Below are 26,432 nucleotides of genomic sequence, written 5' to 3'. Positions count from 1 at the left end.
GCGGGGGAAGGGTTGGGGATGAGGGGGAAGCAGCTTCACTGGAGCCGGTGACCGCCGGGAGCAGATAACAAAAGACCGCCCAATCGGGCGGTCTTTGCGTTTCTGACATTGGTTGAACGCGGTTATTCGTGTTCGAACATCAGGAACAGATAGACCACAAACAACACCAGATGGGTCGCTCCATGGAGCACATTGGTGCGGCCGCTGCTGAAGGTCACTTTACAGACCATCAGGGTCGTGACCAGCAGCACCATATCGGCGGGGGAGAGGCCGAGGCGTACCTCCTGATCCAGCATTGAGCCGATAAAGAGCACGGCAGGCACGGTGAGGGCGATGGTGGCCAGCACGGAGCCGAAGTAGAGGTTCATTGCCCGCTGCAGCTGGTTGTTGAAGGCGGCTTTGATGGCGCCGACTGCTTCGGGGGCCAGCACGATGCAGGCAACGATAAAGCCGCCCAGTGCGGCGGGTGCTTCCATGACATGTACCCCGTAGTTGATGGGGATGGCCAGGGTCTTGGCCAGCAGGATCACTACCAGCAGGTAGGCGAGCAGCAGGATGGTGTGATAGACGTTGCTCTGCAGCGGGCCGTGGTGCTCCTCATAATCCTCGTGATCGCTGTCGACGAAGAAGTGGCTGTGGCTGCGGGTCTGGATCAGCAGAAAGACCCCGTAGAGCAGGATCGAGATGATGATCAGCATCCACGACATGGCGCGCGACATGCTGCCGATTGCACCACCCTCGGTGAAGTTGGGCAGTACCAGACAGAGCAGGGCCAGCGGGATGATGGCCACCAGATAGGATTTCACTCCGTCCAGATTGAAGCTCTGAGTGTGGTAGCGCCAGCCGCCAAACAGCAGGGTGAAGCCCACCAGACCGGTACTCACCAGCATCACTACCGCAAACATGGTATCGCGGGCCATGGTGGGGTTGGGTTCACCGGTCAGCATCACCGAGGAGATCATCACCACTTCCAGCGAGATGACCGAGAGGGTGAGGATCAGGGTGCCGAAGGGCTCGCCCAGCTTGATGGCGAGGGCATCGGAGTGGCGCACTACCGAGAAGATGGCCCAGGTGACGATGGCCAGTAATGCCGCCGAAACCGGAAGATAGATCCCGAGCGGAGTTGTCTCTGTCAGCAGGTCACTGCCCAGGGTCTTGAAAAAGAGCAGGGTCAGCAGGCCAACGGGCAGGGCAATCTCTTGCCGGATAACTGTCTTCATAGGCAATGGTTCTCTATTGGGGGTCTTGACGACCGTATGACATAAACAGACTGCACGGTTATCGGTTGCGCAATAACCGGCTCCTTATGATAAAGGTTGTTATCCCCGTCAGGGCAGATCATTTTGTTGCTGAATGTAAATAAGGGGTGGCAGGAGTCGGTTCGACTTCACCATGGCGCCGGGCTAAGGCCAGTAGGGGGATTTACCCGCCTGATGGCCGAAGCGCTACCGCCAGCATCAACCTGATGATGTCGAGCCGATGACCAAACTGTTTCGCGGCCAGATCCTGCCATATCTGCGTTAGCTGGCCTTCTGGTGTTGCAACTGCCACTCCCGTTGCCAGTGGGTCAGTATCTTCAGCGGCATGGGCTTGCCGAAGAAGTAGCCCTGGATCAGATAGACGCCGTGCTGGCTCAGATAGTCGACCTGCAGCTGACTCTCGACCCCTTCTGCGATCATCTCCATGCCCGATTCCCGACCGAAGACGATGATGGCATCCAGTACGCTGCGCTTGAGGTCGTTGGTGCCTATGGTATCGACGAACATCTTGTCGATCTTGATCTGGCGGATCCCCAGGCTCTGCAGGTAGGCAAAGCCGCCGTAGCCGGTACCGAAATCATCCAGCTTGAAGTGATACCCCATCTGTTGCAGCAGGGTGATCTCCTCGGTGGCCGCCTTGATGTCGAGGATCGGCTTGCGCTCCGTCAGCTCGAAGGTGAGCCGGGTGGGTGAGGGGTTTTGGCTGTGAGCGAGCAAGGTGCGCAGCAGGGGCTGCTCGATATGGGCCGCCACCAGATTGACGCTGACCCACTGCTCCGGTGCCAGCTGCGGCAGGTCAGTGATCACCTGCTCCAGCAACTGTTCGGTCATCGGCAGGATCAGTCCCTGCTCCTCTGCATATTCGATAAAGGTGCCCGGGGGGATCAGCTCGCTTCCCCGCTGCCAGCGCAGCAGCGCCTCGAATCCCACCACTTGATGGGTACGGGCATCCACTATCGGCTGGTAGAGGGGAATAAATTCCTTGCGTATCAATCCTGTTTGCAGCAGTCCCTTGAGGGAGCGCCGATAGCTGCGCAGCAGCCAGTATGTGACGCTTAACAGGGCACCGAGCGCGATACCGAACCAGAGACCGTAGTGATTGAGTTGGTCATGGGCATATTGCTCCAGCGCTTTTCCCGCCCAGACCGTCTGTTTGGTGAGTTCATTGGGATCGAAGAAACTGAGGCTGATATTGCTCTCTTCCTGTTTGATCTCCTGGTCGCCACGGGGAAAGTGGACTGTGCTTGCATCGGTATCCTGTCGGCTGAACTCCAGATAGAAGCAGTGGCTGCAGGGGTGTTGCAGCAGGTCGTGGCTCCAGCTGTTATCCAGCACCCAGTAGGCGAGGTTGTCGCCGGATCGGTAAAAGGCCACCAGCTCCTGTTCGGTATTGTATTTGGCCACTGTAGCGGTAATCCCCAACTTGCCAAACTTCTGCCCGCTATTCTGGAGCTCTTTGATCAGCGGGATCTCCACCCCCAGGCTGGAGCAGCTGTTGCCGGAGGCGAGCTCCAACCCTTGCAGGCGGATATGAGCGCTGTAGAAGCGCGGATCGCGCAGCAGCTCCATGTCTTTGGCGCCGCAGTTGAACTCAAATTGTGCCAGTTGTTTGTTGATGGCGGCATCCAGCTCCCGGTGGCGTACGGCCATGGCTCCCTTGAGCTCGGCAACCTTCTCTTCCAGCAGATGAAAGGCCATCGGCTTGGCAAACCACAGGCCGAGAAACTGACTGCCCACGACAGGCAGGACGAACAGCAACAGAGCGATCCAGACGGGTGATTTACGCAAAGGAAGTACCTGCCAGTTTCATGAGACACAAATGGACTTTGCCATCATAGAGCATTAGTGCAATCAATTTGAGTCCGACTTGTCACACTTGTTGATTGATTTTTTAACTGCATGATTTTAAATGTGTTTATTATTAACTTCGGCTAGATTCAATCGCTGACCTGTCATAAATGACAATTGCTCAGCTTATCCGAACTGCATTAGAGTAGCCCTGCGGTTTGACTCACCGTGTGTTCAATACTCCTGTATCTGTTTTTTGTCAGTAGCACAGAGTGTTAGTTTTGATATGAGTGTTCCTTTTGGTCCCCTTTGAGGGACCATTTTTCTGTCTGTCATCCCGCCCTTTCCCGCGTCTGTAGCCCGTCATCCTTGGTATTCTCCCTCTGCTTTGGGTTATGCTTGCCCGCTTAAATTGCAGAAGCGGGATCTTCATCCATAGCTGTGGCCCGATCGCCGCTGCTACCATGAGGCGACATGGATGATGCTGGGCATACGGAAAGGCGCATGAAACTCACTACACAGCTTGTCTCATTTATCACCCTTTGCGTGATCGCAGCCATGGCGACCGTGCTGATTGGCGGGGTGTTCAGCTTTCGCGAGCTGGGCATGGAGTTGCAGCAAAAGAAGGTCGATGCGCTGGTCGAAGTGATCGACAAGCAGCTCGATGTTGCTCACGACATGGAAGATATGAGCCACTGGCTGCCCACTCTGCTGCGGGCTGCCCATGTGGTAGAGCTGGAAGTGCGCCAGAATAACCAGCGGGTCTACTGGTTCCGCGATGTGCGCAATCCGGTCGACGAACAGCTGCTGGTGCCATACAGCCACCCGCTGCCCCATCAGGCTGGCATGCAGGCCAACTTCAAGCTGGAGCGCCCCTTCAAGGAGGCGGAATACTCCATCAAGGCAATGTCCGGCATCTCGCTGGGCATCTTTATCGTGGTGTTCGGTCTCTGGTACTCCATCCGCTGGCTGCGCCAGCAGTTGCGCGGGGCCGAGCTGCTGGGCATTCGCGCCCAGCTGATCCTCGATGACAAACTCTCCAAACTGAGTCATGACCCCGCCGAAGAGTGGCCGGTGGCCGCCAGTCAGGCCCTCGATCATCTGCTCGCCGAGCTGGCTGATGCCCGCAAGGAGCGCAGCCGCTTCGACAACTTCATTCGCAGCAACGCCTTCGTCGACAAGATGACCGGCATCGGCAACCGGCTGTTTTTCGACAACCGGCTGGAGAGCGCCATCATGGAGGCGAGCGTGATGAGCGGCGGCGTGCTGCTGATCGATCTCGCCTGTCTGGAGGAGCTGGAGGCCGATCAGTTCGAGCTGCTGGGGCATGATTTGATGATGGAGGCGAGCGCCACCATCGGTGCCTTCGTGCGCAAACATAACGGTGCCCTGCAGGCCCGCTATGCCGGCCAGGTTTTTGCGGTGTTGCTGCCCAATATGTCCGAGAGCGAGATGGTGGATAGCGCCAGCCAGCTGCTCAAGAGCCTGCAACGGCTGCACTGGCCGCAGGAGGTCAACCCCGAGACGGCGGTCTATCTCGGCGCCGTCTGTTATCAGGCACAAGACAGCCTGCTCAAGGTGCAGGAGGAGGCGGAGCTGGCCCTCAAGAGCGCCCGTCTGCAGGGGCACAACGGCTGGTTCCTCTACGAGAAGCAGTTGGATGAGGAGCAGAGCAGCAAGGGCACAGTACGCTGGCGCACCCTGATCAGCCGCCGTCTCGAAGAGCACGGCATCGAATTTTATACCCAGCCGATCCAGCAGGATCGGGGGCAGGTGGTGTTGCAGCAGGAGTTGCTCACCTATCTGCACGACGAGCAGGGACGGGCTTTGCAGGCGGGGATCTTCATGCCGATGGCGGAGAAGGTGGGCTTGTTGCTGCAACTGGATCGGCTGGTGGCGGAGCAGACCCTCGCTCTGCTGCGTCAGCGCTCCGAGCAGAGCTGCCCCATCAGCCTGACCCTCAGTGCCCAGAGCCTGCTCAACCGCGAGTTTCAGCGCTGGCTCTTCTTCGCTCTGTTCCAGCTGCCGCGCAGCACCAACGAGCGGCTGATTTTGCAACTCTCGGAATCCCAGGTGACCCGCCACTTCGAGGCGCTAAAGCGGCCGCTGCGCTCCTTGCGGATGCTGGGCTGCCAGCTGGCCATCGATCATGCCGGTCAGGATGTGGTGAGCACCCAGTACATCAAGGAGTTCGAGATCAACTTCCTCAAGCTGCACCCTAGCCTGGTGCGGGAGATCCATGCCCGTCAGGTCAACCAGATGGCGGTGCGCAGTCTGGTCGGGGGCTGCGCCAATACCCGCACCCGGGTGCTGGCAGTTGGGGTGGAGAGTGGCGATGAGTGGAAGATGCTGCGCCACCTCGGGGTGCATGCCGGACAGGGGCCCTGGTTTGCCGAGCCCCAGCGTCTGGTGCTGGAACCGGCTGGTGATTGAGATAAACAACAGAGGGTCGCCTTGGGGCGACCCTCTGTTGTTTGCGATGCTGTTTGCGGTTGCCGTCAGGCGGGGCTCACAGTCGCCCCTGCTCCTGCAGACCGGCGAGCCCTTGCATGCCGCCAGTGTGGATAAAGACGATTTTGCTGCCGGGGGCGATGCGGCCCGCCGCCAGCTCGCGAAACAGCCCCCACATCGCCTTGCCGCTGTATATAGGCTCAAGGGGCAGATCGGTTGTGGCGCTGAAATCCTGCACCCACTGCCAGAGGGCCGGGCTGAATTTGGCGTAGCCACCATCGTGGTGATCGAGCGCGATGCGCCAGCCGGGGATATTGGCAGCCGCGGGATGGAGGCGACACACCTCGTCAGCGATAAAGCCACCTCCTTTCAGTACCGCAATGGCGAGGATCTGCTCCCGATCCTGTTTGCCAGCGATCAGGCCCGCCAGAGTGCCGCCGCTGGCGCAGGGTAGTACCCAGAGATCCGGCGAGAAGGGCACTTCGCCGACCAGTTCCGCCACACCGGGGATGGCCAGCGGGCTGCTACCTCCTTCCGGCACGATCAGGGTATCGGGGGCATCGAATTGGGCCAGCCAGTCGGGATCCTGTCGTCGCCGGTAACTCTGGCGGTCGACAAAAACGAGATCCATGCCCCAGCGCCGGGCATCCCGCAGGGTAGAGTTACTGACGGCGTCATATTCGCCCCGTATGATACCGGTAGTACGAAGACCAGATTGGCACCCCGCTGCCGCCAGCGCGTGGATATGATTGGAGTAGGCGCCGCCAAACGAGAGCAGATGCCGTTTGCCGTGCTCTTTGGCATGCAGCAGGTGGTACTTGAGCTTGCGCCACTTGTTGCCGGAGATGGCCGGATGGATCAGATCATCCCGCTTGCACCACAGCTCGACACCATAGCGGGTCAGCAACGGATGGTGGAGGCGTTGCAGGGGGGAAGGGAGGATGGCTTGACCCTCTGATTCGGCGGAAAGGCTGGCTTGCAATGGTGAGTCCGTCTTTTAATCTGGAGGCTAATCTGCTGTTTATGTTAATATTTCATACATTTAATCACTATTGATGGGCGGGCTTACATGAAACAACTGTTCAGACGGTCGACGCCAAGCCGCCAGGTCGGGCTCTTGCTGGCCAATGACAGGATCATGCTGGCTGCGGTGGGCAATCCCCCCGTCTTCGCGACGCGCACCATCAACGGTCCACAGGAGTGGGCAGTGGCCATGAACGAGCTGTTCAGCCGTCATGGGCTGGCCAAGTCTACGGTGCGGGTGGCCCTCGCCGCCAGCCTTTATCAACAGATCCAGATCGACAAGCCTGCCGTGCCTGACGCCGAGATGGCGGGGGCGCTCCCTTGGGCCATCAAGGATTATGTCAGCGAACCCGTGCTGCAACTGGCGATGGATTATGTGGACTTGCCCACCCCGCCGGCCGGTCGTCCGCGCATCAATGTGATTTGCCTGCCCAAGAGCCGGGTGCAACAGCTGGCCGATGCCATCAACGGCATCGCCACCCTGCAATCCATCATCAGCGACGAATTGGCGCTGACCTCTCTCTATGACGCTGACGAGACGGTGCGCATGCTGCTGTGGCAGCCCAAGGGGCAGGATCTGCAACTGCTGGTCTTCCATCAGGGCGGGCTCTGCTTCTCCCGCCAGCTGCGCGGTTTCACCAGCCTGACTGGCGAACATGAGCCGGACAGCATGCTGCTCGATTCACTGGCGCTGGAGATCCAGCGCTCCCTCGACTATCTGGCGGGCCAGCTGAAATTGCCCGAGCTGGGGCAGATGCAGTTCGCCGTCGCCTCGCCCTTTATCGGTACCCTGGTGCGTCACATGGAGCAGACCTTCGGCTTTGCCGTCTCCGCCATGGCCAACAAGGCGATCCTGGCCGGCGTCGAATACCTCTCGGCCTACGCAGCCGCCATCGGGGAGGATGCGTGATGAAACGTCAGATAAACCTCTATGGCGCCGAGTTTCGCCCCAAGCGGCAGTGGGCCAGCCTCAATCAGATGGCGCTGGTATGGGGCTTTGCGCTGCTGCTGATCCTGTTGACGGGGGTTGGTTACAGCTGGCAACAGCAGCAGGTCAGCCGGGCGCTGGCGCAGCGCTCTGCCGAGCTGGAACTCAAGCGCAGCGAGGCGCAGCGGCTCGATGCCGAGCTGGCGCGCCATCAGGCGGATCCCCGGCTGCAACAGCAACTGGTCAACATGCAGGATGAGCTGACAGCCAAGCAGGGGCTGATGCGCCAATTGGGCAGCCTGACCCTGCAAAAATCCCAGGGCTATGCCAGCGTGATGGCGGATCTCTCCCGCATTCGCAACAGCAACCTCTCGTTGCAGCGCATCGAGATCAACGAAGGGCGGATCAACCTCTCCGGCTTTGCCGGACGCAGTCAGGATGTACCGGCCTGGGTCAACCGCTTCAAGCAGACCCCGAGTCTGGTAGGCAAGGAGTTTGGTGAACTGACCCTCGGCCGTGACAAGGAGGGCCGTCTGACCTTCCAGTTGAGCGGCATTGCGCGGGAGAAACCCTGATGAATCTGAAAGCACAATGGCAGGCATGGGGCCAGCGTATCGCCGTGTTGAGCCAGCGGGAGCGGGTGTTGATCCTGCTGACCGGTCTGGTGCTGCTGGGCGCGGCCGGACTCTACGGCTGGATCGATGGCGCTGATACTCGCCTGCAGCAGGATCGCATGGCCCTGAGTGCCGCCGAGCGCGACCTCGAGATCATGGAGCTGGAAAACCTCGGCAAACAGGCCCGGCTCAAGCGGGATCCCAATCAGGGAGTTCGCGACCAGCTGGCGCAAGTCGAGGCGGATCTGGCCCGGATCGACGATGAGCTGAAGGCCCAGACCGTTGATCTGATCCCGGCGCACGAGATGCCGCTGGTGCTGGAGGCGCTGCTCTCCCGCTCCGCCAATCTCCATATGCTGGCCCTCAGTTCGCTGGAGCCTACCCCGCTGATGGCGGGGGAGCAGAAGGTCAATCTCTACAAGCATGGTATCCGGCTTCAGCTTGAAGGCGGCTATTTCGATGTGTATCAATATCTTAAAGCGCTGGAAGCCTTGCCGCGACACTTTTACTGGAAGCAGTTCGACTATCAGGTCAAAGCCTATCCCGGCGCGGTGGTGGAGATGGAGATCTACACCCTGAGTACCAGCAAGGAGTTTATCCGTGGCTAGAGTGTTTGCGTTGTGCTGTTGCCTGTTCAGCTTGCTGGTACAGGCGGAGCAGGTCGAGGTATTGCAGGATCCCACCGCGCCGCTGGCTGATGTGGCGGTTGGCGTCCGTGCGACCGGCGAGAGCAGCGCCGGTTTGCCGAAGCTGCAGAGTGTCGTGCTGGGCAATGGCCCGGCACTGGCGGTACTTAATGGCAAGAGTTATCGGGTCGGGCAACAGGTGGACGGCTATACGCTGGTGGCCATCAATGCCGATGCCGTGGTGCTGGAAAAGGCGGGAAAACGCCATGCGGTAACACTGTTTGCCAGCAAGATCCGGGTTTGAGTCGTGCTTGCCTCTCGAGAGGTGAATCGGCTTTATCGAGTTTAATTGCAAGTCAGGGTGCCCTAATTACATGAAAAAACACCGTCTCTGTCTGATCTCCGTGGCCATGATGGCTGCAGGCTGTACCACGTATCAGCACCCCGAGCCGACCCAGGCCAAGGATGCCCTCAAACAGGCCATGAACGAACAGCAGAAACAGGCTGCCCCTCTGACCGCGTTGCCCAAATCGGTGCAAAGTGAATTGCTGCAGCTGAACCGGCCCCAGATGCCGGTCGGCATGCCGGAGAAGCGGTTGCGTATCGCGGCTCACGACGTGGAGGCGGTGGAGTTTTTCGGTTCCCTGTTCAAGGGCTCCCGCTACAGCGTGGCGGTTCACCCCGGGGTGGCTGGGCTGGTCTCCGTTGAGCTCAAGGATGTGACTCTGCCGGAAGTGCTGGCGGTGGTGGGTGACATGTACGGCTTCGACGTGCAGCGCAAGGGCAATGTCTTCCATATCTATCCGGCGGGTCTGCGTACCGAAACCATCCCGGTCAACTATCTGATGATGTCCCGTCGTGGCCTCTCCCGCACCTCGGTCAGCACCGGCGGGGTGACTTCTAGTGAGAACAACTCAAACAACAGCGGGTTGAATTACAACAGCAATACCGAAATATCATCTAGCCAGAATGGCACAGGTATTTCGAGTAATTCCAATACTCAAACCACATCGAATGGTACCCAGATTGAGACTGATACCAACAGTGATTATTGGACCGACCTACGTGACACTTTGCAAACACTGATTGGAAATGGTGATGGTCGGGCTGTCATTACCAGCCCACAGGCAGGCTTGGTCACTATTCGTGCCTATCCGAAAGAGCTAAAAGCAGTCCGTGAATTCCTGACTCAATCCGAAAGCCATTTAAAACGTCAGGTCGTACTCGAAGCGCGAATTATGGAAGTAGCTCTTAGTGAAGGTTATGAGCAGGGGGTAGATTGGAGCGGTTTGACAGCTAGTTGGGATGGAAATAAAGGTATTCCCAAGGTTGCTCAACCTAAGCTGGTGGCTCCGGGGGCTACTCCAGAGTACAACTTGCTGAATGGAGGAGGATCCCTTGGCGAGAGTCTTGTTGGTGCAGTAAATCCCATCTTTAACGCAATTGGTGGAGGGGCTGGTTTCACTATTACTGACGGCAACTTTAACGTAGCGGTCAACTTGCTCAAGACTCAGGGGGATGTGAATACCCTCTCCAGCCCCCGTGTCACTGCGACAAACAATCAGAAGGCTGTGATCAAGGTCGGGACGGACGAGTACTTCGTCACCAATGCGACGACGACAATTACCTCAACCACAACAGGGACTGAGCGGACGCCAAATGTTGAGTTGACCCCCTTCTTCTCAGGCATCGCGCTGGACGTAACGCCACAGATCGATGAAGAGGGCAAGGTGCTGCTTCATATCCATCCCTCAGTGATTGATACCGAAGAACAAAACAAAACCATCGATCTGGGCACCACGGGAGGCAAGATGACCCTGCCGCTCGCCAAGAGCTCGATACGCGAATCCGATACCGTGGTGCAGGCCAATAACGGTGACATCATCGTTATCGGCGGCCTGATGAAGACCGACAAGCAGGAGATCGTCAGCAAGGTGCCGCTGCTGGGGGATATTCCCTGGGTGGGTGAAGCCTTTACCAACCGCCGCGAGAGCACCAAGAAGGTGGAGCTGGTGATCATGCTCAAACCGACCGTGGTGGAGAAAGATACCTGGCAAAACGAGCTGCAACGCTCCTCCGAGCTGCTCGACAAGTGGTATCCGGCCAAGGGCTGACCCATGACACCAGATGCGGTCACCCTTATCCCGAACGGCCTGTGCGGCCTTGCCAGCACAGGCTGCTTGCTTGCCGTTGCAGGTGAGGTCTCATGTACCTGACCCACTTCGGCCTGCAGGAGGCACCGTTCAGCCTCACTCCCAATACCGGCTTCTACTACGGCTTGCCGCCTCACGAAGAGGCGCTGCAGGTGCTTAACTGGGCGCTGGCGCAGGGGGAGGGCTTTATCAAGGTGACCGGCGAGGTGGGTACCGGCAAGACCCTGCTCTGCCGCAAGTTGCTCAGCGAGCTGGGCTCGGAAGCGCGTCCGGTGCGGCTTGCCTGGTTGCCCAATCCCCACCTCACTCCGGCCGAGCTGCGCATCGCGCTGGCGCTGGAGCTGGGGTTGGCGGTACGGGATCAGAGCGAGCTGGATCTGACCGATCGTATCCATCGTCACCTGATCAGCCTGCACCAGCAGGGCAATCGGGTGGTGGTGCTGATCGACGAGGCGCAAGCGCTGCCGGACGAGACCCTGGAGGCGATCCGCCTGTTCGGCAATCTCGAGACCGAATCGAGCAAGCTGCTGCAGATCGTGCTGTTCGGCCAGCCGGAGCTGGATGCCAGACTGGCCAAGCCGCATCTGCGCCAACTGCGCCAGCGGATTGGCTTCTCCTACAACCTGCGGCCACTGCGTTTTGACGAGACTCGCGCCTATCTGGAGCACAGATTGCAGGTCTCCGGTTACCGTGGGGCACCGCTGTTTGCAGGTCGAGCCATGCGTCTGTTGTGGCGTGCATCGCGAGGGATCCCGAGACTGATCAATATCCTGGCGCAGAAGTGCCTGATGCTGGCCTATGGTCAGGGTGTGCGCCAGATCGATAGCCGTCTGGTCCGGCTTGCCATTCGCGATACCGACGATGCGAGCCGCTTTGCGCCACGGCGCTGGTGGCCCCTGTTACTGTTGCTGGGGTGCGCCCTGGCTTATGGAGTCTGGCCATGAGCGTTATCAACCAGATGCTGAAAGATCTGGACCGGCGCCAGCAAGGATCCGAAGGTGCTGCCGTCTATATTGCCCCTGCGCGCCAGCAGGGATGGTGGATGTTGCTGCTGACCCTGATCTGTGGTCTGGCACTGGGGATCCTTGGTTGGCGAACCTGGATCTACTGGCAGCAGACCCATACCGTGACGGCTGCCAGTGAAGTGATCGCCCTCGATGTGGTGGCAAGGGCCGCCGCGCCAGTCAGCCAGCCCGAGCCGGTCGAGGTGGCGGCCGCGCTGCCGTTGCCAAGTCAGGACGAGGTGAATGATGAGGTTGGGGAACATGACTCTGGCGACATGGCCGACGGTGCGCCCTTTGATGCCTCCAGCGATGTTGACGATTCGGAGCCGACCGATGAAGAGCTGCAGCCCGAGCTTTACGCCGAACTGGCGGCAGAGCAGCAGGCAGTCGCCAGCGCGCCGCGCAAGCCGAGCGTATTGAAGATCGAGACGGTCGAGCTGTCGGCCAAGGAGCTGGCAGCACTGGCGGAGCGCAAGGCGACCACCGCCATGGCCAAGGGAAGCCTGCGGGATGCGCAGGACAACTACTATCAGGTGCTGGCCCACGATCCCTATAACCAAGGGGCGCGCGAGCAGCTGGCGGGGCTGCTCTACGGCGAGGGCCGTCTGACCGAGGCGCGTCAGCTGCTGGAAGAGGGGATCCGGCTCGATCCCCAACAGGCCGATTTTCGTCTGCTACTGGCCCGCCTTGCCATCAGCGAGGGGCAGCAGCAGCAAGCGCTTGGCTGGCTGTCCGGCTATCAGCCGGATCTCGCCAGCAACATGGACTATTACGCGACCTGGGCCGGGCTGACTCAGGAGCTGGGCCAGAATGCCGATGCGGCAGCGCTCTATGTGAAGCTGCTGCGTCAGCAGCCGGATCAGGGCCGCTGGTGGCTTGGTCTCGGCGTGGCCGAGGATGGTCAGGGTCACAGCCAGCGGGCGCTCGATGCCTATCGCAACGCCTTGCTGCACGGCAACCTCGGCGAGGCATCGACCAACTGGCTGGAACAACGAATTGGCCAACTAACCCCTTGATAAACAACAGGTTCGATTAGCAAAGCGGAATTGGATGCGGCAACGGGTGTGAAGTAACAGAGATCGGAGCAAACATGGCACAACCCAGACTGAAAATGCGCCTCGGCGACCTGCTGGTACAAGAGCAGATCATCTCTGATGATCAGCTGCAGCTTGCCCTGCAGCAGCAGCGTCAGACCGGCCGCAAGCTGGGCACCACTCTCATCGACCTCGGTTTTATCAGCGAGGTGCAGCTGTTGCAGTTCCTCGCCCGCCAGCTGGATGTGCCCTTCTTCGATCTCAACAACCTCACCATCGACGCCGCCGCGGTGCCGCTGCTGCCCGAAGTGCAGGCGCGCCGTTATCGGGCGCTGGCGGTCAACCTTACCGACAACAAGGTGACGGTGGCCATGTCGGACCCGGCGGATCTGAGCGCCCTGGATGCCATCGCTGCTCTCCTCAGCCCGCGCATCATGGTGCTGGCGGTGGCGCGGGAAGGGCAGTTGCTGGAGTATTTCGACCGCCTCTATCGCCGTACCCGCGAGATTGAGAGTTTCGCCGAACAGCTGCAGGAGGAGTATCAGGACTCCGGCTTTGAGCTGGGCTCCAGTAACCTAGGGGCCAACGACGAGGGGGAGGCGACGGTGGCCAAGCTGCTGCGCTCCCTGTTCGAGGATGCGGTGCAGGTGGGGGCGTCGGATATCCACATCGAACCGGATGAAAAAGTGCTGCGCATTCGCCAGCGGATCGACGGCATTCTGCACGAGAATATCCTCAACGAGGTGCGCATCGCCCAGGCGTTGGTGCTGCGTCTCAAGCTGGTGGCGGGGCTCGATATCTCCGAGAAGCGCTTGCCGCAAGATGGCCGTTTTGCCATGAAGGTGCGCGGTCGCGATGTGGATGTGCGGATGTCCACCATGCCGGTGCAGTATGGTGAATCTGTGGTGATGCGTCTGCTGGATCAATCATCCGGCATCCTGTCGCTGACCGAGACCGGCATGCCGCCGGAGATCCTGACCCGTTTCCGTCGCCAGCTCAAACGGCCGCACGGGATGATCCTGGTAACCGGCCCGACCGGTAGCGGCAAGACCACCACCCTCTATGGCGCCCTCTCCGAGCTCAACCAGTCCAGCAACAAGATCATCACGGTAGAAGACCCGGTGGAGTATCGTCTCTCCCGTGTCAATCAGGTGCAGGTCAACCCCAAGATCGGCCTCACCTTCTCCAACGTGCTGCGCTCCACCCTGCGTCAGGATCCGGACATCCTGCTGGTGGGTGAGATGCGGGACAACGAAACGGTGGAGATCGGTCTGCGTGGCGCCATCACAGGTCACCTGGTGCTGACCACACTGCACACCAACGATGCGGTGACCAGTGCTTTGCGCCTTATCGACATGGGGGCGCCCGGCTATCTGGTGGCGAGTGCCCTGCGGGCGGTGGTCGCCCAGCGGCTGGTGCGGCGGGTATGTGAGCACTGCGTCGAGGAGAAGGCGCCCGACGAAGGGCAGGCCACCTGGCTCACTGTGCTCTCCGGCGAGGCGCCTGGCCAACACACCTATCACAAGGGCCGGGGTTGCCAGAGCTGCAACTTTACCGGTTATTCCGGCCGGATCGGGGTCTACGAGCTGCTGGAGCTGGATCAGCCGATGATGGATGCCCTGCGCCGCAACGATGCGGAAGGGTTCGCCAAGGCGGCCCGTCAACACGAACATTATCGGCCGCTGGCCCTGACGGCCCTCGATTATGCCCGTCAGGGGATCACCTCGGTGGATGAGGTGCTGCGACTGGCCGAGGATTTGGGGTAAGCGATGGCTAACTTTGCCTACAAGGGGCGTGACAGCCAGGGCAACGCCACCAGTGGCGTGGTTGAAGCGGCCAACGAGATGGCGGCCGCCGAACAGCTAATGCGCCGCGGGGTGATGCCCACCGAGCTCAAACCGGGCAAGGCCAAATCCGCCGCCATCGACTGGTCACTGTTGCTGGAAGGGGGCGTCAAGCTGGATGAGCTGGTGATCTTCAGCCGCCAGATGTATGCCCTGACTCGGGCCGGGATCCCGATCCTGCGCGCCATTGCCGGGCTGGAGGAGAGCACTCACAGCAAGCCGCTCAAGCGGGCGCTTCATTCGCTTGGGGAAGATCTCGGCAACGGTCGCCCGCTTTCGAGCTCGATGCAGGCGCACCCCAAGGTATTCAGCAGCCTGTTTGTCGCCATCATCCATGTGGGTGAGAACACAGGTCAGCTGGAAGAGGCCTTCTTGCAGCTCGCCAACTATTTCGAGCTGGAGCTGGAGACCCGCAAGCGGATCAAGACCGCCATGCGCTATCCCAGCTTCGTGATGATCGCCATCGGTATCGCCATGGTGATCCTCAATATCATGGTGATCCCGGTGTTTGCCGGCATGTTTGCCAAATTCGGGGTGGAATTGCCGCTGGCTACCCGCATTCTGCTCGCCACCTCGCACTTTTTTGTCAACTATTGGTGGCTGCTGCTCGCCATTCTGGCTGGGATGGTGTTCGGTTGGCGCCGCTGGATCGCCACCACCAAGGGCAAGCTGACCTGGCACCGCTGGCAGCTCAAGTTGCCGATCGTTGGCACCATCATAGAGCGCTCCCTGCTGGCCCGTTTTGCCCGCAGTTTTTCCATGATGCTCAAGGCAGGGGTGCCGCTGAACACGGCGCTGACCCTGGTGGCCGATGCGGTGGATAACGCTTATATGGCGGGGCGAGTGCGGGATATGCGCGCCGGTATCGAGCGGGGCGAGAGCCTGCTGCGCACCGCCAGCAGCAGCGGCCTGTTCACCCCGCTGGTGATGCAGATGATCGCCGTGGGGGAGGAGACCGGTCAGGTCGATGACCTGCTACACGAAGCGGCCGAGTATTACGAGCGGGAGGTGGATTATGACCTCAAGAGTCTCACCGCCCGCATCGAGCCGATCCTGATCGGGATCGTGGCGGTGATGGTACTGATCCTGGCACTGGGTATCTTCACCCCCATGTGGGACATGATGCGCGCAGTTCGCGGCAAGTAACTCGGCATCTTCACGCTTGAATGGTGGGACATGATGAGAGCCGTAAGAGGCAAGTGAGCGGTGGAGTCGAGGGCTGGATGTACAGACAGACGCAGCAGGATGATCGCTGGCTGACCGGATATCGGCGGATCGCCGTGATCATCCTGTTGATGGTGATTGTTGCTACGTTGGTGCGTAGCTATCAGGGGCACCGGGAAGAGGCGCAGCAGCTCACCCTCACCCTGCTGGGGGAGCAATTTGCCGAGCGGGCACAGCGTTTGCACGGCATTTGGCTCGATGAGCGGCGCCCGCAGACACTGCATGTCGCCGGCAAGGGGTGGCAGTTTGATGCCCGAGGGTGGCCCCTAGGGCTGGTGCCGCTGCAATCCCCTTCGGAAAATTGCCGTCAGTTGTGGCTGGCACTGATGGGTGAGATGAAGGGGGGCATGCCTCCCCTGCAAGTTCTGGCCCGCCCCGATGGCAGTGGTTGCGAGATGGGGTGGGATGGTTATTGGCTGGTTTATCAGTTTTCTGACGGGCGGGTGATGAAAAAGCCTTGAATGAAACTAATCGTATGACCCAACTACATGATTTTTTTGGGCCTGCATGAAATAATGTGGGGCATTACGGAGGGAGCATGACAATGAAACCAATGGCACCATCAATGCCGGAAAACGGGATGAGGAGACGGTCTGCCGGCTTTTCCCTCATTGAGCTGGTGATCGTTATCGTGATCCTGGGGATCCTGGCGGTGACTGCGCTGCCGCGCTTTCTCGATGTGACTGACGAAGCGAAGAAGGCCAGCGTGGAAGGGGTCTCTGGCGGTTTTGCTACCGGCGTTTCACTGGTGCGGGCGCAATGGGAGGCGGAAGGTCGCGCCAAACAGGACAGCCTCAATACCGTGCTCTATGACGGTAGTCGCTTCTATCTGACCACTCCGACCGATACCCAGATCAGCAACGGCGAGCTGTCGCCCGGCTATCCCATGGATACCGTTGCAAGCGGTAATCCCGATGTGGATCCGGCTAATCTGACCGCCGAACGTTGTCTCAATATTTGGGAGGGGTTACTGCAAAACCCGCCCAAGGCTACGGCCAGCTTCAATGAAGTGCGCGGTAGCGGCAATGACCTGAAATACTATGCCACAGTGAGCAGTAATGGACTGGATTCGGTCTGCCGTTACTATCTGGTCAATAGTTTGAGTAAGGGCAGTGATGGCAAGTATCAGGATCCGCAAGGCAAGACTGATGCATTTATGAGTTTCAGTTACCGTCCGGCGTCCGGTCAGGTGACCACAAATATTAATTAACAGAGGAAAGTGAAATGAAAAAACAGGCGGGTTTTACCCTGATCGAACTGGTTATCGTGATCATCATTCTGGGTATTCTGGCGGTCACCGCTGCACCCAAGTTCCTGAATCTGCAAGGTGATGCACGCCAAGCTGCAGCTGATGGCGTTAAAGCATCGCTACAGAGTGCCTCGCAGCTTGTTTACAGTAAGGCAGCTCTATTGGGGATTGAGGGGTCTTCGGGAGCTGTTTCTATCGCTGGCGATACAATTCAGACCTCGTATGGTTATCCTGTGAATGCTGACGTGAAAAAAACAGTTACCCTTGATGGTTGGGATCAGGTATCTGGTTCAGATGGCACTTTCAAACCTAATAATGCTGCAAACAGCCAGTGTCAGGTTGTATACAACAATAATCTGACCAGTGCTGGTGGTGTACCTAGCATTAATGTTGAAAACTGCGGCAACTAAAAGGGATCTGAGCGAGGCCTTGACCTCGCTTTCTCTTTTCCCTGATGAGAACCTCCATGCCTGCAACCAAGGGCTTTACCCTGATTGAACTGGTACTGGTGATCCTGTTACTCGGGATTCTGGCCGCCTTTGCCGTGCCCAAATGGCTGGGCAAAGGCGGCTTTGAAACTCAAACTGTGCGTGACGAGCTGCTTACCCGGCTGCGGCTGGTACAGACCGTCAATATGCATGAGCCTGCCAACCGCTGTACCCAGCTGGTGGTTGCCTCTCCCCGTTTTGCCCACCGTACTTATGCTGCGTGTCCTGCCAGCGATGATCTGAGCGGTGGCTGGACCGATAATCTGCGCACCCGTGGTCGGCTGGTGACCCCCTCTGCCGGTATGTCTATCTCCCTCAATAACAGCAACAACTTCGTGCTGCGCTTCGATCAGATGGGCAGACCGCTAGGCAGCTGCGCCACCGGTTGTACCTTGCTGGTGAGTGATGGTCGCGAGACCAGTCGTATCAAGATTGAGTCAGAGGGGTTTATTCATGAGATCCCTTAAGCGTGGTTTCACCCTGATTGAGCTGATCGTTGGCATAGTGCTGCTGGCGGTGGCTTTGACTGGCATTTTGGGGTTGCTTATCAATCAGGCGCCGCAGGCGGTAGACCCGGTGCAGCAGGTACGCGCCGCCCAGCTGGCCCAGCGCCTCTCCGGCGAGATCTTGCAAAAGTCGTTTGATGAACATTCGGATCATAACGGTGGTCGTTATCGTTGTGGCGAGCAGGTGGCTGGGGTGACCATCTCTTCCTGCTCCACCAGTTATGGTCCGGATGGCGAGCCCGCATCCTATGCCTATAACGATGTGGATGATTTCGATACCGCAGGTAGCTGGGTGGATGCCAACACGCTGACCCAAACTGAGGTGGGAGTCAGCAGCGAGGAGTATCGCAACTATCAGGTGAAAATTGCGGTGCGTGGAGCCGATTTCAGCGACGGCACCTTCAAGAGTTGTGCCGCCCCCTGCTCTGTGGGCAAGCGCATTGATCTGCAGATCAAGCTACCGGATCAGAGCGTGCTCGATTTCTCCTTTTATCGGGGGAACTACTGATGGATCGCTCCGCTGTTGGGTGTTGCTTACCTGTCCGAATGTCCGCGCCTGTAACCACTTCCGGCGTTCGATTACGCCTGGCGGCCAATCGAACCTACCGTAAACCTCGGGGTAATCGTGGCTTTACCTTGGTCGAGCTGGTGATGGTCATCCTGCTGCTCGGGATAATGGCGACCTTTACCAGCCAGTTTATCGGTATCGGTACCCAGATTTATGGCGATGCCAGCAGCCGTGAGCAACTGATGAGCGATGCCCGCTTCGCCATGGAGCGGCTTAACCGCGAACTGCGCGATGCGGTGCCGGGCTCGGAGCGGATCGAGACGACTGGCGGGACATGGGTCGACACCGGTGCCTGTTTGCGGTTCTGGCCCATCAGCACCTCCAGCCGCTATTTGGCGCTTAACCGCGCCATGTCGGGGAGCACGGCCACCCTTGAGCTGGTGATGGCGACCCCGGCTTCTGCTGCCAATCCGCTGGATGTGGATGCCACCGCCGTTAAAAAAGACGATCAGCTGATTGTATTCCCCGTGCCGGACAAAAATGTCGGTTCGCTTACTGCAGGCTGCGATTATGGCCGTTGTGTAGCCAGGGTTACCGATGTGCTGACGCCCGTATCCGGAGCGCAAACCATCCGCTATACCAGTGCCGAGAGTCTGACTGGCCTCTCTCCAGGCAGCCGGGTCTACTTTGCCAACCAGCAGGTTCGCTACTGTGTGGAAGGAAACACGCTGACCCGTGCCACAGCCCCCATTGGAGCACCCTTACCTGCACAGGGCGTGTTGATGGCGGATTCCCTTCGTATTGGCACCTTCTATCGGGAAACCTCGGCGTTTAACGCCGAAGGGGAGTTTGGCATGCGCTTTGTCTTCGAGCGCAAGGGGGAGTCGGTCACCTTCAACCACAAGATAGAGGTGTTCAATGTGCCCTGATCCACAGGCTTTCGGACGGATGCGAGGCAGTGCCTTGATGATCGCCCTGTTTGTGATTGTGGTGATGGCGCTGCTGGCGGCTGCAATGGGCCGTTTTCTGGTCGATAGCGGCGAGAAAAATACCGTGGAGGTGCGCAGCGTGCGGGCCCTGCTGGCCGCCCAGAGCGGTCTGGAAGTGGCACTCTATCGGTTGTTCCCCAAGCGCACTCTTGCCCAACCAAACCCACCTGCGGTCTGCCTGGCAAGCAGCCCACTGAGCTTTGCCAGCAATCCAGGGCTGACCAACTGTCAGGCTGTGGTTCGTTGCGCCACGGTGCCGGTGACCTATAACGGATCTGTGACCAATGGCTATCGTCTCGAGAGTGTCGGAACCTGTGGCAGCTCGGACCTTAACAGTGCCAACCCTGATTTTGCCGTGAGCCGAACCCTGATGGTCGAAGCTTATGATGGAGGCCAGATATGAGCCAAAAAATGAAGTGTTTTTTGCTATGGCTGCTGCTTTTGGTCTCTCAGTTGGCTCGAGCAGATATTGTTTTACCTGGACAGTTTTTGATTGGTGATAATACAAGTAATGCCCTTCGTCCAACTACCTTGGTTTCGACTCGATTTTCGGCTTACATACCTGTCAACCCTATCCATTTTTATATTAGTCACCCTGTGACCTTATCCGAGCTCCGGCTTGAGAGCGCTACTGGTTTGGATGCAGGAGCTAATTTTGTTATTTGGGACAGCCTAGGAAATGTAGTGCTGAATGAGAGGGCTAATGACTATTCACGGGATAGGGTATCTCGTTATGGCGGATGGTTGCTAAACCCCGGTGAGTACAAGATGGCTGTTTGGGGTGGTTGTTTTTCAAATGGGTACTATTGGGGGGCGTATGACCCTTATTGTAGAGACTGGGATGACTTTTCATTCAAAGATATAAGGTTGGTAACCAATGGTGCTACGACAGCGTTTCATTTTATTGAACGTTCCCATATAGGTGAGAATACTGATGCTACTCGCTGGTATCCCCCCGCGCCAAACGGTACTTATATATTATATCAATTCACGCTTAATAAGCGGTCACAATTGAATGCACTCACGTTATATAACTTGCGTGATTGGGGAGTGAATAACGGTTCACGCATGTTCATCCGTCCAGTTGGTAGTGCATATACACCATTGGTTTATTACTTCAATAGCAATGGGGATGTCAATTGGAATATAAACTATGAGCTTGCTGCTGGTAATTACGAATTATGGATCGAAACAGTAAATGCCAGAGATAGGGATGATATAAGCTGGGATGATATGATCCTGCGTTACACGCCTAAAAATGATATTCCTGTACTTGATGATTTATGTACACAGGTTTTTCCTTATCCAGCCCAAGGTCGAGAAAGTAGCGACAGAATTGACTTCTCAGGGAATACGAATTATACGGCAGGGCAGTTATTTGGTTCTCAAGGGGGTCGCCTTGGATACGGTCCTAATGGTCAGATAAAAGGTACATCTGGTCTAAACTGTGATAATAGCGCTTGTGTTGCTGCAGGTATGGTAAATGGCTGGTCTGGCGCTCCCTCTTCCCGGTTTCCATTAAGTGCAGGTAGTAACATTTCCGTTGGTTTTGCCGAAACGCGTTTTCTCACTGCCGTAGAGGGCAATCAGTTTGGGACAATTAGCACAGCTCATCAGTCACAAATAAATATCGAGAACTCGGGTATTAGCATTAAAGTTCTTGACTTGGGAAGTGGGCGTGGTGGTAGAGATTATACGGTGAAGTTGGCCGCTGGCGATTACTGGATCGAAACATTGAAGATGAATAATGATACATCGATCATTGTTGATGGCTCGGTTCGTATATTTGTTAAAAATCTCGATATGGGATCGGCTAGCTACATTAACAGTCCTGGCTCAAATATTTCCGGTGACATCAGTAAGTTACTGATGGTTGTTTATGATAGTGCATATTTAGCCAATGGTTCAACCCTATCCGGGATGGTCTATCAAGCAGATAGCTCAGCTAAAACTATTAACTTATCTTCTGCTTCATATTTAATGGGGCGCGTGAATGGTAAATCCGTGGTGTTAGGCAATAACTCGCGCATCGATAGCCAATCTTTCCAATGTACAGCTACGGCGGTTGTTGACCATTATGAGGTTTATTATCCTTCTTCCTCATTGACGTGTGAACCCGCACAGGTTCGGCTTGCCGCGTGTCTTGATAACAGTTGTAGCCAACTTTATAAAGGTAACGCCAGTGTCAGTATGACGCCGAGCAACGGATGGAGTAGTAACCCGGTCAGCTTGGGTAGTTCAGGAACAGCTGATATCACATTATCTTCTCTGGCTGCCAAGAGTGTTGTCATTGGGTTATCAAGCGCAAATCCCTCGGCGTTATTACGTTGTTATCGCGATGGTGTGCTTGATAGCAGTTGTTCTATGAATTTTTCCGATGCTGCTCTGCAGTTTGATTTCTCCACCTTTTATGCCGGTAGTTCAACAAACTCGACGATTCGAGCCATTAAATCCAGCGATGTTGGAGCAACCAAGGTATGCGTTCCATTATTGACAGGAAATCAGACCCTGCAATTCGGCTCTACCAAGGTCGTGTCTGATACTGCCAGCAATGCAGTGCCGACGATCAATGGCAGCACAATATCGCCAAGTGGGAACGTTAACGTATCGTTCGATAGCAATGGAGTTGGCCAGTTGACGTTGCAATATCCGGATGCCGGTGTGTTGCGACTGGATACTACTTTCCTTAAGAATGATGTCACAGGCACCCTCAAGTTGACCGGTAGTGATACCGTTGCCGTGATTCCCAAAGCGATCGCACTCCAGGCTCAAGGACAGAGTGTGTGCTCGGGAAATAACGACAGTACTTATGCCACTTGTCCTATCTATCGCAAAGCGGGCGAGCCTTTTACTTTACAAGCCAGTGCAGTCAATACTCAGGATCAGTTAACCCCAGGGTTTACTACCAGTAATAAAACGCTCTCTTGGGCCCTGTTAGCGCCGACAACGGGCGTCAGCGGAGCATTTTCGCCAACCACGATCACGTTGGCGAGCGGGGTAGCAAACGTGACGGCGAATTGGTCTGAGGTCGGGGTGATCCGGTTAGGCGTCAGCAACTTTGTGCCTTATCCCGCTTATCAGGATGAATTACCCCAACTTGAGACTGTGTTGCGATGGAGCGTACCCATCGGTCGTTTTGTCCCTTGGGATTACAGTTTGAGTAATGGCTTTATCACGCCTGCCTGCAATGCCTTTACATACATGAGCCAGCCCTTTGCCAGCGGTTTTGTCCTCACTGCACGCAATCTGCAGAAAGGGACGACACAGAACTATAAGGGGGCGTTCGCTAAAGGTGTGGCTGAGATGGTGGCGGCTAATGCTTTGGATGGCATTGCGCGTGACAAGCGTATCACGCTGTCGCCCTCGCTCAGTTGGGCAAGTGGCGTCGCCAGTATAAATCAGCAGTCACCTTTGGGGCTGAATACCCGCTTTGATCGTGCAGCGAGTCCAGAAGCACCTTTCGCCACGTTGAGCTTTGGTCTCAAAGTCGATGATAAGGATGGCGGCAATACACTGTTGGCTAATCCAAATATGAATACTGCTGTCGCTGGGACATGTTCCGGATCGGGGTGTAATGCGGTGCTGCTGGGTACTCAAAAGCTGTTGTACGGCCGCCTGCAGGTTGGTACGGCGGCGGGCCTGGCCTCGGCGCCGCTGGCCATTCCACTGCAGATGCAATATTACGAAGCGGGCAACTGGCTGCAAAACAAGGAAGATAAATGTACCCAGCTCTCTTTGGCCAATCAGGGGTTCACTTTCCTCAATCCGAGTCACACCTTTGATGCGGCGACTCGCGAGCTGAATTTGGGGGCGGGTCGCAAGATCAAGCTGGGGTTGGGCAGTTCTTCACCGGGTGGGGATGCTGCACTGGCGAAAGACGGGGAGATCTTGTTCCACTTTGCCAAGCCGGACATCTCGGTGCGCATTCCCTACAAGGTCGAATTGGCAAAACAGCCGTCGCAGCCCCTCTGGTTGTCTGACCCAACGAGTGCCAATGACGGAAACCTGAAAGGTGAGGCCATTTTCGGCTCCAGCCGGGGTAATGACAGAATTATTTATCGGCGCGAAGTATTGCAGTAATTGATGTGTAAGGGGGGTTGGCTCAACAGCATCCCCCTAAATCCTTGTTTATTAGTGTTTGCAAGCGTGTGCGAGTGAGTGATGACTCGCATTTTTGTCGCGCCTGATTGATTGGCGACAGTTTGAGCGCTTGCCCATTGGGGTGGGCATTGGTAAAGTTAGCCGGTTTTCTGCACCTCCAAATTCTTAGGATTTCCCGTAGCCATGTTCAAAAAGCTCAGAGGCGTCTTTTCCAACGATCTGTCGATCGATTTGGGAACTGCCAACACCCTGATCTATGTAAAAGATCAAGGGATCGTCCTTAACGAACCCTCAGTTGTCGCCATTCGCCAAGAGCGCGGGAACGCCAAATCGGTCGCTGCTGTCGGTCATGCCGCCAAGCAGATGCTGGGCCGTACCCCGGGCAACATTTCCGCAATCCGCCCGATGAAAGACGGCGTGATCGCCGATTTCTACGTGACCGAGAAGATGCTGCAGCACTTCATCAAACAGGTTCACGACAACAACTATTTCCGCCCCAGCCCGCGTGTGCTGGTGTGTGTACCGTGCGGTTCAACTCAGGTTGAGCGTCGCGCCATCAAGGAGTCCGCACTGGGCGCCGGTGCCCGCGAGGTCTACCTGATCGACGAGCCTATGGCTGCTGCCATCGGTGCCGGCCTGCCGGTGTCCGAAGCGACCGGTTCCATGGTGGTCGATATCGGTGGTGGTACCACTGAAGTGGCCATCATCTCTCTAAACGGTGTGGTCTACTCCCAGTCCGTCCGTATCGGTGGCGACAAGTTTGACGAGGCGATCATCAGCTACGTTCGTCGCAACTACGGCAGCCTGATCGGTGAAGCGACTGCCGAGCGCATCAAGCACGAGATCGGCTCCGCCTATCCGGGCGAAGAGGTGCGCGAGATTGAAGTCCGTGGCCGCAACCTGGCTGAAGGTGTACCGCGCAGCTTCACTCTCAACTCCAACGAAATCCTGGAAGCGCTGCAAGAGCCGCTGTCCGGTATCGTGGCTGCCGTCATGGTGGCGCTGGAGCAGTCTCCGCCGGAACTGGCTTCCGACATCTCCGAGCGCGGCATGGTGCTGACCGGTGGTGGCGCTCTGCTGAAAGATATCGACCGTCTGCTGATGGAAGAGACCGGCATTCCTGTCGTCGTGGCCGAAGATCCCCTCACCTGTGTGGCCCGTGGCGGCGGCAAGGCGCTGGAGCTGATCGATATGCACGGTGGCGATCTGTTCCACTACGAATAAGACCCAAAGCCGGCCAGCGTGCCGGCTCTTTTTTGACGACCCATGAAACCCATTTTTGGTAGAGGCCCTTCGCTTCAGTTACGGTTGTTTCTCGCCGTCATCATCTCCATCGCTGCCATCGTCGCGGATTCCCGCTTCGGTGTGTTTACCCATGTCCGCGTCTACCTCAGTTCGTTAGTCAGTCCCCTGCAATACATGGCCAATGCGCCCGGTACCCTGCTCGACACCATGTCGACCCAGGTGCAGACCCGCGCCGATCTCATCGAGCAGACCAAACAGCAGGAGCAACAGCTGTTTACCCTGCGTGCCCGTCTGCTCAAAATGGATCAGCTGGAACACGAGAACCAGCGGCTGCGTGAGCTGCTGGGTTCGCCGGTGCACAAGGAGTCCCGCAAGATGGTGGCCGAGCTGCTGTCGGTGGATTCCGACCCCTTCAGCCATCAGGTGCTGATCAACAAGGGGGCGCTGGATGGCGTCTACAACGGTCAGGCGGTGATCAACGATCAGGGTGTGATTGGTCAGGTGCTCCACGTGGGCTCCACCACCAGTCGCGTGCTGCTGATCACCGACTCCAGCCATGGCATTCCGGTGCGGGTACTGCGCAACGACTTGCGTGCTATTGCTTCCGGCAGTGGCGAGCTCGACAAGCTTGAGCTGCGCAACCTGCCGCGCAATACCGATATTCAGGTGGGTGATCTGCTGGTCACTTCCGGTCTGGGTGGCCGCTTCCCGGAAGGTTATCCGGTGGCGACCGTGACCCGTTCCGAGTATGTGGAGGGCAAGCCCTTCGCTCAGGTCGAGGCCAAGCCGCTGGTGGAGCTGGACAGACTGCGTTATCTGCTGCTGCTGTGGACCGACAAGAAGCCTGAAGTACATGATGAGGATGGCGAACGGGCGGCTCCCGCTGCGTCCGCCGCAGGAGCCACCCGCTAATGCTAGAACCCGCCAGCGGCAGGATCTGGATCTGGATCTCGATCCTGCTGGCCTTGAGCCTGTCGATCCTGCCGCTTCCTTTCGAATTTGACCCCTTCCGCCCGGACTGGCTGGCCATGGTGCTCATCTACTGGGCGCTGGCCTTGCCGCACCGGACCAACGTCGGCACCGCCTGGGTGGCGGGCCTGCTGCTGGATGTGCTGCTTGGCAGCACCCTCGGCGTGCGGGCGATGGCGATGGCCATTACCACCTATCTGGCGGCCTTCCAGTTCCAGAAGATCCGCAACTTCTCCCTCTGGCAGCAGGCGCTGATCATCGGTGGCCTCTCGCTGGTGGGTAAAATGACGGTATTCTGGGCCGAGCATCTGTTCAGCCAGGCCAGTCTCAACTTCTCCTACTTTTGGTCGACGTTGACGACGATGCTAATATGGCCCTGGGTGTTTCTGGTGCTGCGCAAGGTGCGGCGCCGCTTCAATATCAGGTAAA

At 57.6% G+C, this 26,432-nt stretch carries 24 protein-coding genes; 21 read left to right on the top strand and 3 right to left on the bottom strand.

The annotated features are described in order from the left end of the window. Positions 1–122: 122 nt before the first annotated feature. Together OKC31_RS14415 and OKC31_RS14410 are read right to left on the bottom strand one after the other, a co-directional pair. Positions 123–1,220, bottom strand: a complete 1,098-nt coding sequence (locus OKC31_RS14415) for a calcium:proton antiporter (protein ID WP_005348596.1) — start codon at positions 1,218–1,220, stop codon at positions 123–125. A gap of 300 nt (positions 1,221–1,520) precedes the next feature. Beyond that, positions 1,521–3,047 carry an EAL domain-containing protein gene (locus OKC31_RS14410; protein ID WP_107682239.1) on the bottom strand — a complete coding sequence of 509 codons (1,527 nt, stop codon included), beginning with the start codon at positions 3,045–3,047 and terminating at the stop codon, positions 1,521–1,523. 504 nt (positions 3,048–3,551) lie between these two features. Between OKC31_RS14410 and OKC31_RS14405 the strand changes: the two genes are divergently transcribed. After that, entirely contained in the window at positions 3,552–5,480 is a 1,929-nt protein-coding gene (locus OKC31_RS14405; protein ID WP_042081406.1) for an EAL domain-containing protein, read from the top strand. A gap of 76 nt (positions 5,481–5,556) precedes the next feature. Here the strand turns inward: OKC31_RS14405 and OKC31_RS14400 are convergent, their stop codons facing one another. Further along, on the bottom strand, positions 5,557–6,480 hold the full coding sequence (locus OKC31_RS14400) for a 1-aminocyclopropane-1-carboxylate deaminase/D-cysteine desulfhydrase (protein WP_270657103.1): 924 nt from the start codon (positions 6,478–6,480) through the stop codon (positions 5,557–5,559). An 87-nt stretch (positions 6,481–6,567) separates the two neighbouring features. Here OKC31_RS14400 and OKC31_RS14395 point away from each other — a divergent pair, with 87 nt between their 5' ends. The 20 genes from OKC31_RS14395 to mreD all read left to right on the top strand — a co-directional run bounded on the left by OKC31_RS14395 (position 6,568) and on the right by mreD (position 26,431). Beyond that, the gene (locus tag OKC31_RS14395; protein WP_047434655.1) at positions 6,568–7,431 is read left to right on the top strand and encodes a hypothetical protein; all 864 of its coding nucleotides are present in this window, start codon (positions 6,568–6,570) and stop codon (positions 7,429–7,431) included. Then, positions 7,431–8,024 carry a PilN domain-containing protein gene (locus tag OKC31_RS14390; RefSeq protein ID WP_139743222.1) on the top strand — a complete coding sequence of 198 codons (594 nt, stop codon included), beginning with the start codon at positions 7,431–7,433 and terminating at the stop codon, positions 8,022–8,024. The genes OKC31_RS14395 and OKC31_RS14390 overlap by 1 nt, the downstream gene beginning before the upstream one ends. Next, positions 8,024–8,671 (top strand): MSHA biogenesis protein MshJ, encoded by a 648-nt coding sequence (locus OKC31_RS14385; RefSeq protein ID WP_120416288.1) that lies wholly within the window; start codon positions 8,024–8,026, stop codon positions 8,669–8,671. Before OKC31_RS14390 ends, OKC31_RS14385 begins: the two co-directional genes overlap by 1 nt. Next, on the top strand, positions 8,664–8,993 hold the full coding sequence (locus OKC31_RS14380; RefSeq protein ID WP_270657102.1) for a SctD/MshK family protein: 330 nt from the start codon (positions 8,664–8,666) through the stop codon (positions 8,991–8,993). Before OKC31_RS14385 ends, OKC31_RS14380 begins: the two co-directional genes overlap by 8 nt. Before the next feature lie 70 nt (positions 8,994–9,063). Beyond that, complete coding sequence (mshL, locus tag OKC31_RS14375) at positions 9,064–10,803, top strand: pilus (MSHA type) biogenesis protein MshL (protein ID WP_270657101.1); 1,740 nt, start codon at positions 9,064–9,066, stop codon at positions 10,801–10,803. A gap of 92 nt (positions 10,804–10,895) precedes the next feature. Beyond that, entirely contained in the window at positions 10,896–11,786 is an 891-nt protein-coding gene (gene mshM, locus OKC31_RS14370; protein WP_270657100.1) for an MSHA fimbrial biogenesis protein MshM, read from the top strand. Beyond that, positions 11,783–12,862, top strand: a complete 1,080-nt coding sequence (locus OKC31_RS14365; RefSeq protein ID WP_270657099.1) for a tetratricopeptide repeat protein — start codon at positions 11,783–11,785, stop codon at positions 12,860–12,862. The genes mshM and OKC31_RS14365 overlap by 4 nt, the downstream gene beginning before the upstream one ends. Before the next feature lie 74 nt (positions 12,863–12,936). Beyond that, on the top strand, positions 12,937–14,646 hold the full coding sequence (gene mshE, locus OKC31_RS14360) for an MSHA fimbrial ATPase MshE (protein WP_150997641.1): 1,710 nt from the start codon (positions 12,937–12,939) through the stop codon (positions 14,644–14,646). A 3-nt stretch (positions 14,647–14,649) separates the two neighbouring features. Beyond that, positions 14,650–15,870 (top strand): type II secretion system F family protein, encoded by a 1,221-nt coding sequence (locus OKC31_RS14355; protein WP_270657098.1) that lies wholly within the window; start codon positions 14,650–14,652, stop codon positions 15,868–15,870. Positions 15,871–15,947: 77 nt separating this feature from the next. Continuing rightward, positions 15,948–16,409 carry a hypothetical protein gene (locus OKC31_RS14350; protein WP_270657097.1) on the top strand — a complete coding sequence of 154 codons (462 nt, stop codon included), beginning with the start codon at positions 15,948–15,950 and terminating at the stop codon, positions 16,407–16,409. A gap of 77 nt (positions 16,410–16,486) precedes the next feature. After that, positions 16,487–17,158 carry a prepilin-type N-terminal cleavage/methylation domain-containing protein gene (locus OKC31_RS14345; RefSeq protein WP_213387933.1) on the top strand — a complete coding sequence of 224 codons (672 nt, stop codon included), beginning with the start codon at positions 16,487–16,489 and terminating at the stop codon, positions 17,156–17,158. Positions 17,159–17,172: 14 nt separating this feature from the next. Next, complete coding sequence (locus OKC31_RS14340) at positions 17,173–17,607, top strand: prepilin-type N-terminal cleavage/methylation domain-containing protein (RefSeq protein WP_270657096.1); 435 nt, start codon at positions 17,173–17,175, stop codon at positions 17,605–17,607. A gap of 56 nt (positions 17,608–17,663) precedes the next feature. After that, on the top strand, positions 17,664–18,152 hold the full coding sequence (locus tag OKC31_RS14335) for a prepilin-type N-terminal cleavage/methylation domain-containing protein (protein ID WP_270657095.1): 489 nt from the start codon (positions 17,664–17,666) through the stop codon (positions 18,150–18,152). Then, complete coding sequence (locus tag OKC31_RS14330; RefSeq protein ID WP_201954087.1) at positions 18,139–18,699, top strand: prepilin-type N-terminal cleavage/methylation domain-containing protein; 561 nt, start codon at positions 18,139–18,141, stop codon at positions 18,697–18,699. The genes OKC31_RS14335 and OKC31_RS14330 overlap by 14 nt, the downstream gene beginning before the upstream one ends. After that, complete coding sequence (locus OKC31_RS14325) at positions 18,699–19,628, top strand: PilW family protein (protein ID WP_270657094.1); 930 nt, start codon at positions 18,699–18,701, stop codon at positions 19,626–19,628. The genes OKC31_RS14330 and OKC31_RS14325 overlap by 1 nt, the downstream gene beginning before the upstream one ends. A 37-nt stretch (positions 19,629–19,665) precedes the next feature. Beyond that, entirely contained in the window at positions 19,666–20,091 is a 426-nt protein-coding gene (locus OKC31_RS14320) for an MSHA biogenesis protein MshP (RefSeq protein ID WP_244775544.1), read from the top strand. Then, positions 20,088–23,768: a DUF6701 domain-containing protein gene (locus OKC31_RS14315; RefSeq protein WP_270657093.1), complete on the top strand. Its 3,681-nt coding sequence runs from the start codon at positions 20,088–20,090 to the stop codon at positions 23,766–23,768. Before OKC31_RS14320 ends, OKC31_RS14315 begins: the two co-directional genes overlap by 4 nt. A gap of 204 nt (positions 23,769–23,972) precedes the next feature. Then, entirely contained in the window at positions 23,973–25,013 is a 1,041-nt protein-coding gene (locus tag OKC31_RS14310; RefSeq protein ID WP_005340051.1) for a rod shape-determining protein, read from the top strand. Positions 25,014–25,055: 42 nt separating this feature from the next. Next, positions 25,056–25,946, top strand: a complete 891-nt coding sequence (gene mreC, locus OKC31_RS14305; protein WP_005340053.1) for a rod shape-determining protein MreC — start codon at positions 25,056–25,058, stop codon at positions 25,944–25,946. Further along, entirely contained in the window at positions 25,946–26,431 is a 486-nt protein-coding gene (gene mreD / locus OKC31_RS14300; RefSeq protein ID WP_005340054.1) for a rod shape-determining protein MreD, read from the top strand. The genes mreC and mreD overlap by 1 nt, the downstream gene beginning before the upstream one ends. Position 26,432 lies beyond the last annotated feature (1 nt).

It is taken from the genome of Aeromonas sp. Y293-4, assembly GCF_027705905.1.
Taxonomy (GTDB): Bacteria; Pseudomonadota; Gammaproteobacteria; order Enterobacterales; family Aeromonadaceae; genus Aeromonas; species Aeromonas veronii.
The sequence above is the reverse complement of the archived record's forward strand: the minus strand, read 5'-3'. Positions and strand labels throughout refer to the sequence as shown.

Bases quoted from the DNA above. Each gene is read 5' to 3' on its own strand.
- OKC31_RS14415 (WP_005348596.1), bottom strand. From the start codon at position 1,220: ATGAAGACAGTTATCCGGCAAGAGATTGCCCTGCCCGTTGGCCTGCTG.
- OKC31_RS14405 (WP_042081406.1), top strand. From the start codon at position 3,552: ATGAAACTCACTACACAGCTTGTCTCATTTATCACCCTTTGCGTGATC.
- OKC31_RS14395 (WP_047434655.1), top strand. From the start codon at position 6,568: ATGAAACAACTGTTCAGACGGTCGACGCCAAGCCGCCAGGTCGGGCTC.
- OKC31_RS14390 (WP_139743222.1), top strand. From the start codon at position 7,431: ATGAAACGTCAGATAAACCTCTATGGCGCCGAGTTTCGCCCCAAGCGG.
- OKC31_RS14385 (WP_120416288.1), top strand. From the start codon at position 8,024: ATGAATCTGAAAGCACAATGGCAGGCATGGGGCCAGCGTATCGCCGTG.
- mshL (WP_270657101.1), top strand. From the start codon at position 9,064: ATGAAAAAACACCGTCTCTGTCTGATCTCCGTGGCCATGATGGCTGCA.
- mshM (WP_270657100.1), top strand. From the start codon at position 10,896: ATGTACCTGACCCACTTCGGCCTGCAGGAGGCACCGTTCAGCCTCACT.
- OKC31_RS14365 (WP_270657099.1), top strand. From the start codon at position 11,783: ATGAGCGTTATCAACCAGATGCTGAAAGATCTGGACCGGCGCCAGCAA.
- mshE (WP_150997641.1), top strand. From the start codon at position 12,937: ATGGCACAACCCAGACTGAAAATGCGCCTCGGCGACCTGCTGGTACAA.
- OKC31_RS14355 (WP_270657098.1), top strand. From the start codon at position 14,650: ATGGCTAACTTTGCCTACAAGGGGCGTGACAGCCAGGGCAACGCCACC.
- OKC31_RS14350 (WP_270657097.1), top strand. From the start codon at position 15,948: ATGTACAGACAGACGCAGCAGGATGATCGCTGGCTGACCGGATATCGG.
- OKC31_RS14345 (WP_213387933.1), top strand. From the start codon at position 16,487: ATGACAATGAAACCAATGGCACCATCAATGCCGGAAAACGGGATGAGG.
- OKC31_RS14340 (WP_270657096.1), top strand. From the start codon at position 17,173: ATGAAAAAACAGGCGGGTTTTACCCTGATCGAACTGGTTATCGTGATC.
- OKC31_RS14335 (WP_270657095.1), top strand. From the start codon at position 17,664: ATGCCTGCAACCAAGGGCTTTACCCTGATTGAACTGGTACTGGTGATC.
- OKC31_RS14330 (WP_201954087.1), top strand. From the start codon at position 18,139: ATGAGATCCCTTAAGCGTGGTTTCACCCTGATTGAGCTGATCGTTGGC.
- OKC31_RS14325 (WP_270657094.1), top strand. From the start codon at position 18,699: ATGGATCGCTCCGCTGTTGGGTGTTGCTTACCTGTCCGAATGTCCGCG.
- OKC31_RS14320 (WP_244775544.1), top strand. From the start codon at position 19,666: ATGATCGCCCTGTTTGTGATTGTGGTGATGGCGCTGCTGGCGGCTGCA.
- OKC31_RS14315 (WP_270657093.1), top strand. From the start codon at position 20,088: ATGAGCCAAAAAATGAAGTGTTTTTTGCTATGGCTGCTGCTTTTGGTC.
- OKC31_RS14310 (WP_005340051.1), top strand. From the start codon at position 23,973: ATGTTCAAAAAGCTCAGAGGCGTCTTTTCCAACGATCTGTCGATCGAT.
- mreC (WP_005340053.1), top strand. From the start codon at position 25,056: ATGAAACCCATTTTTGGTAGAGGCCCTTCGCTTCAGTTACGGTTGTTT.
- mreD (WP_005340054.1), top strand. From the start codon at position 25,946: ATGCTAGAACCCGCCAGCGGCAGGATCTGGATCTGGATCTCGATCCTG.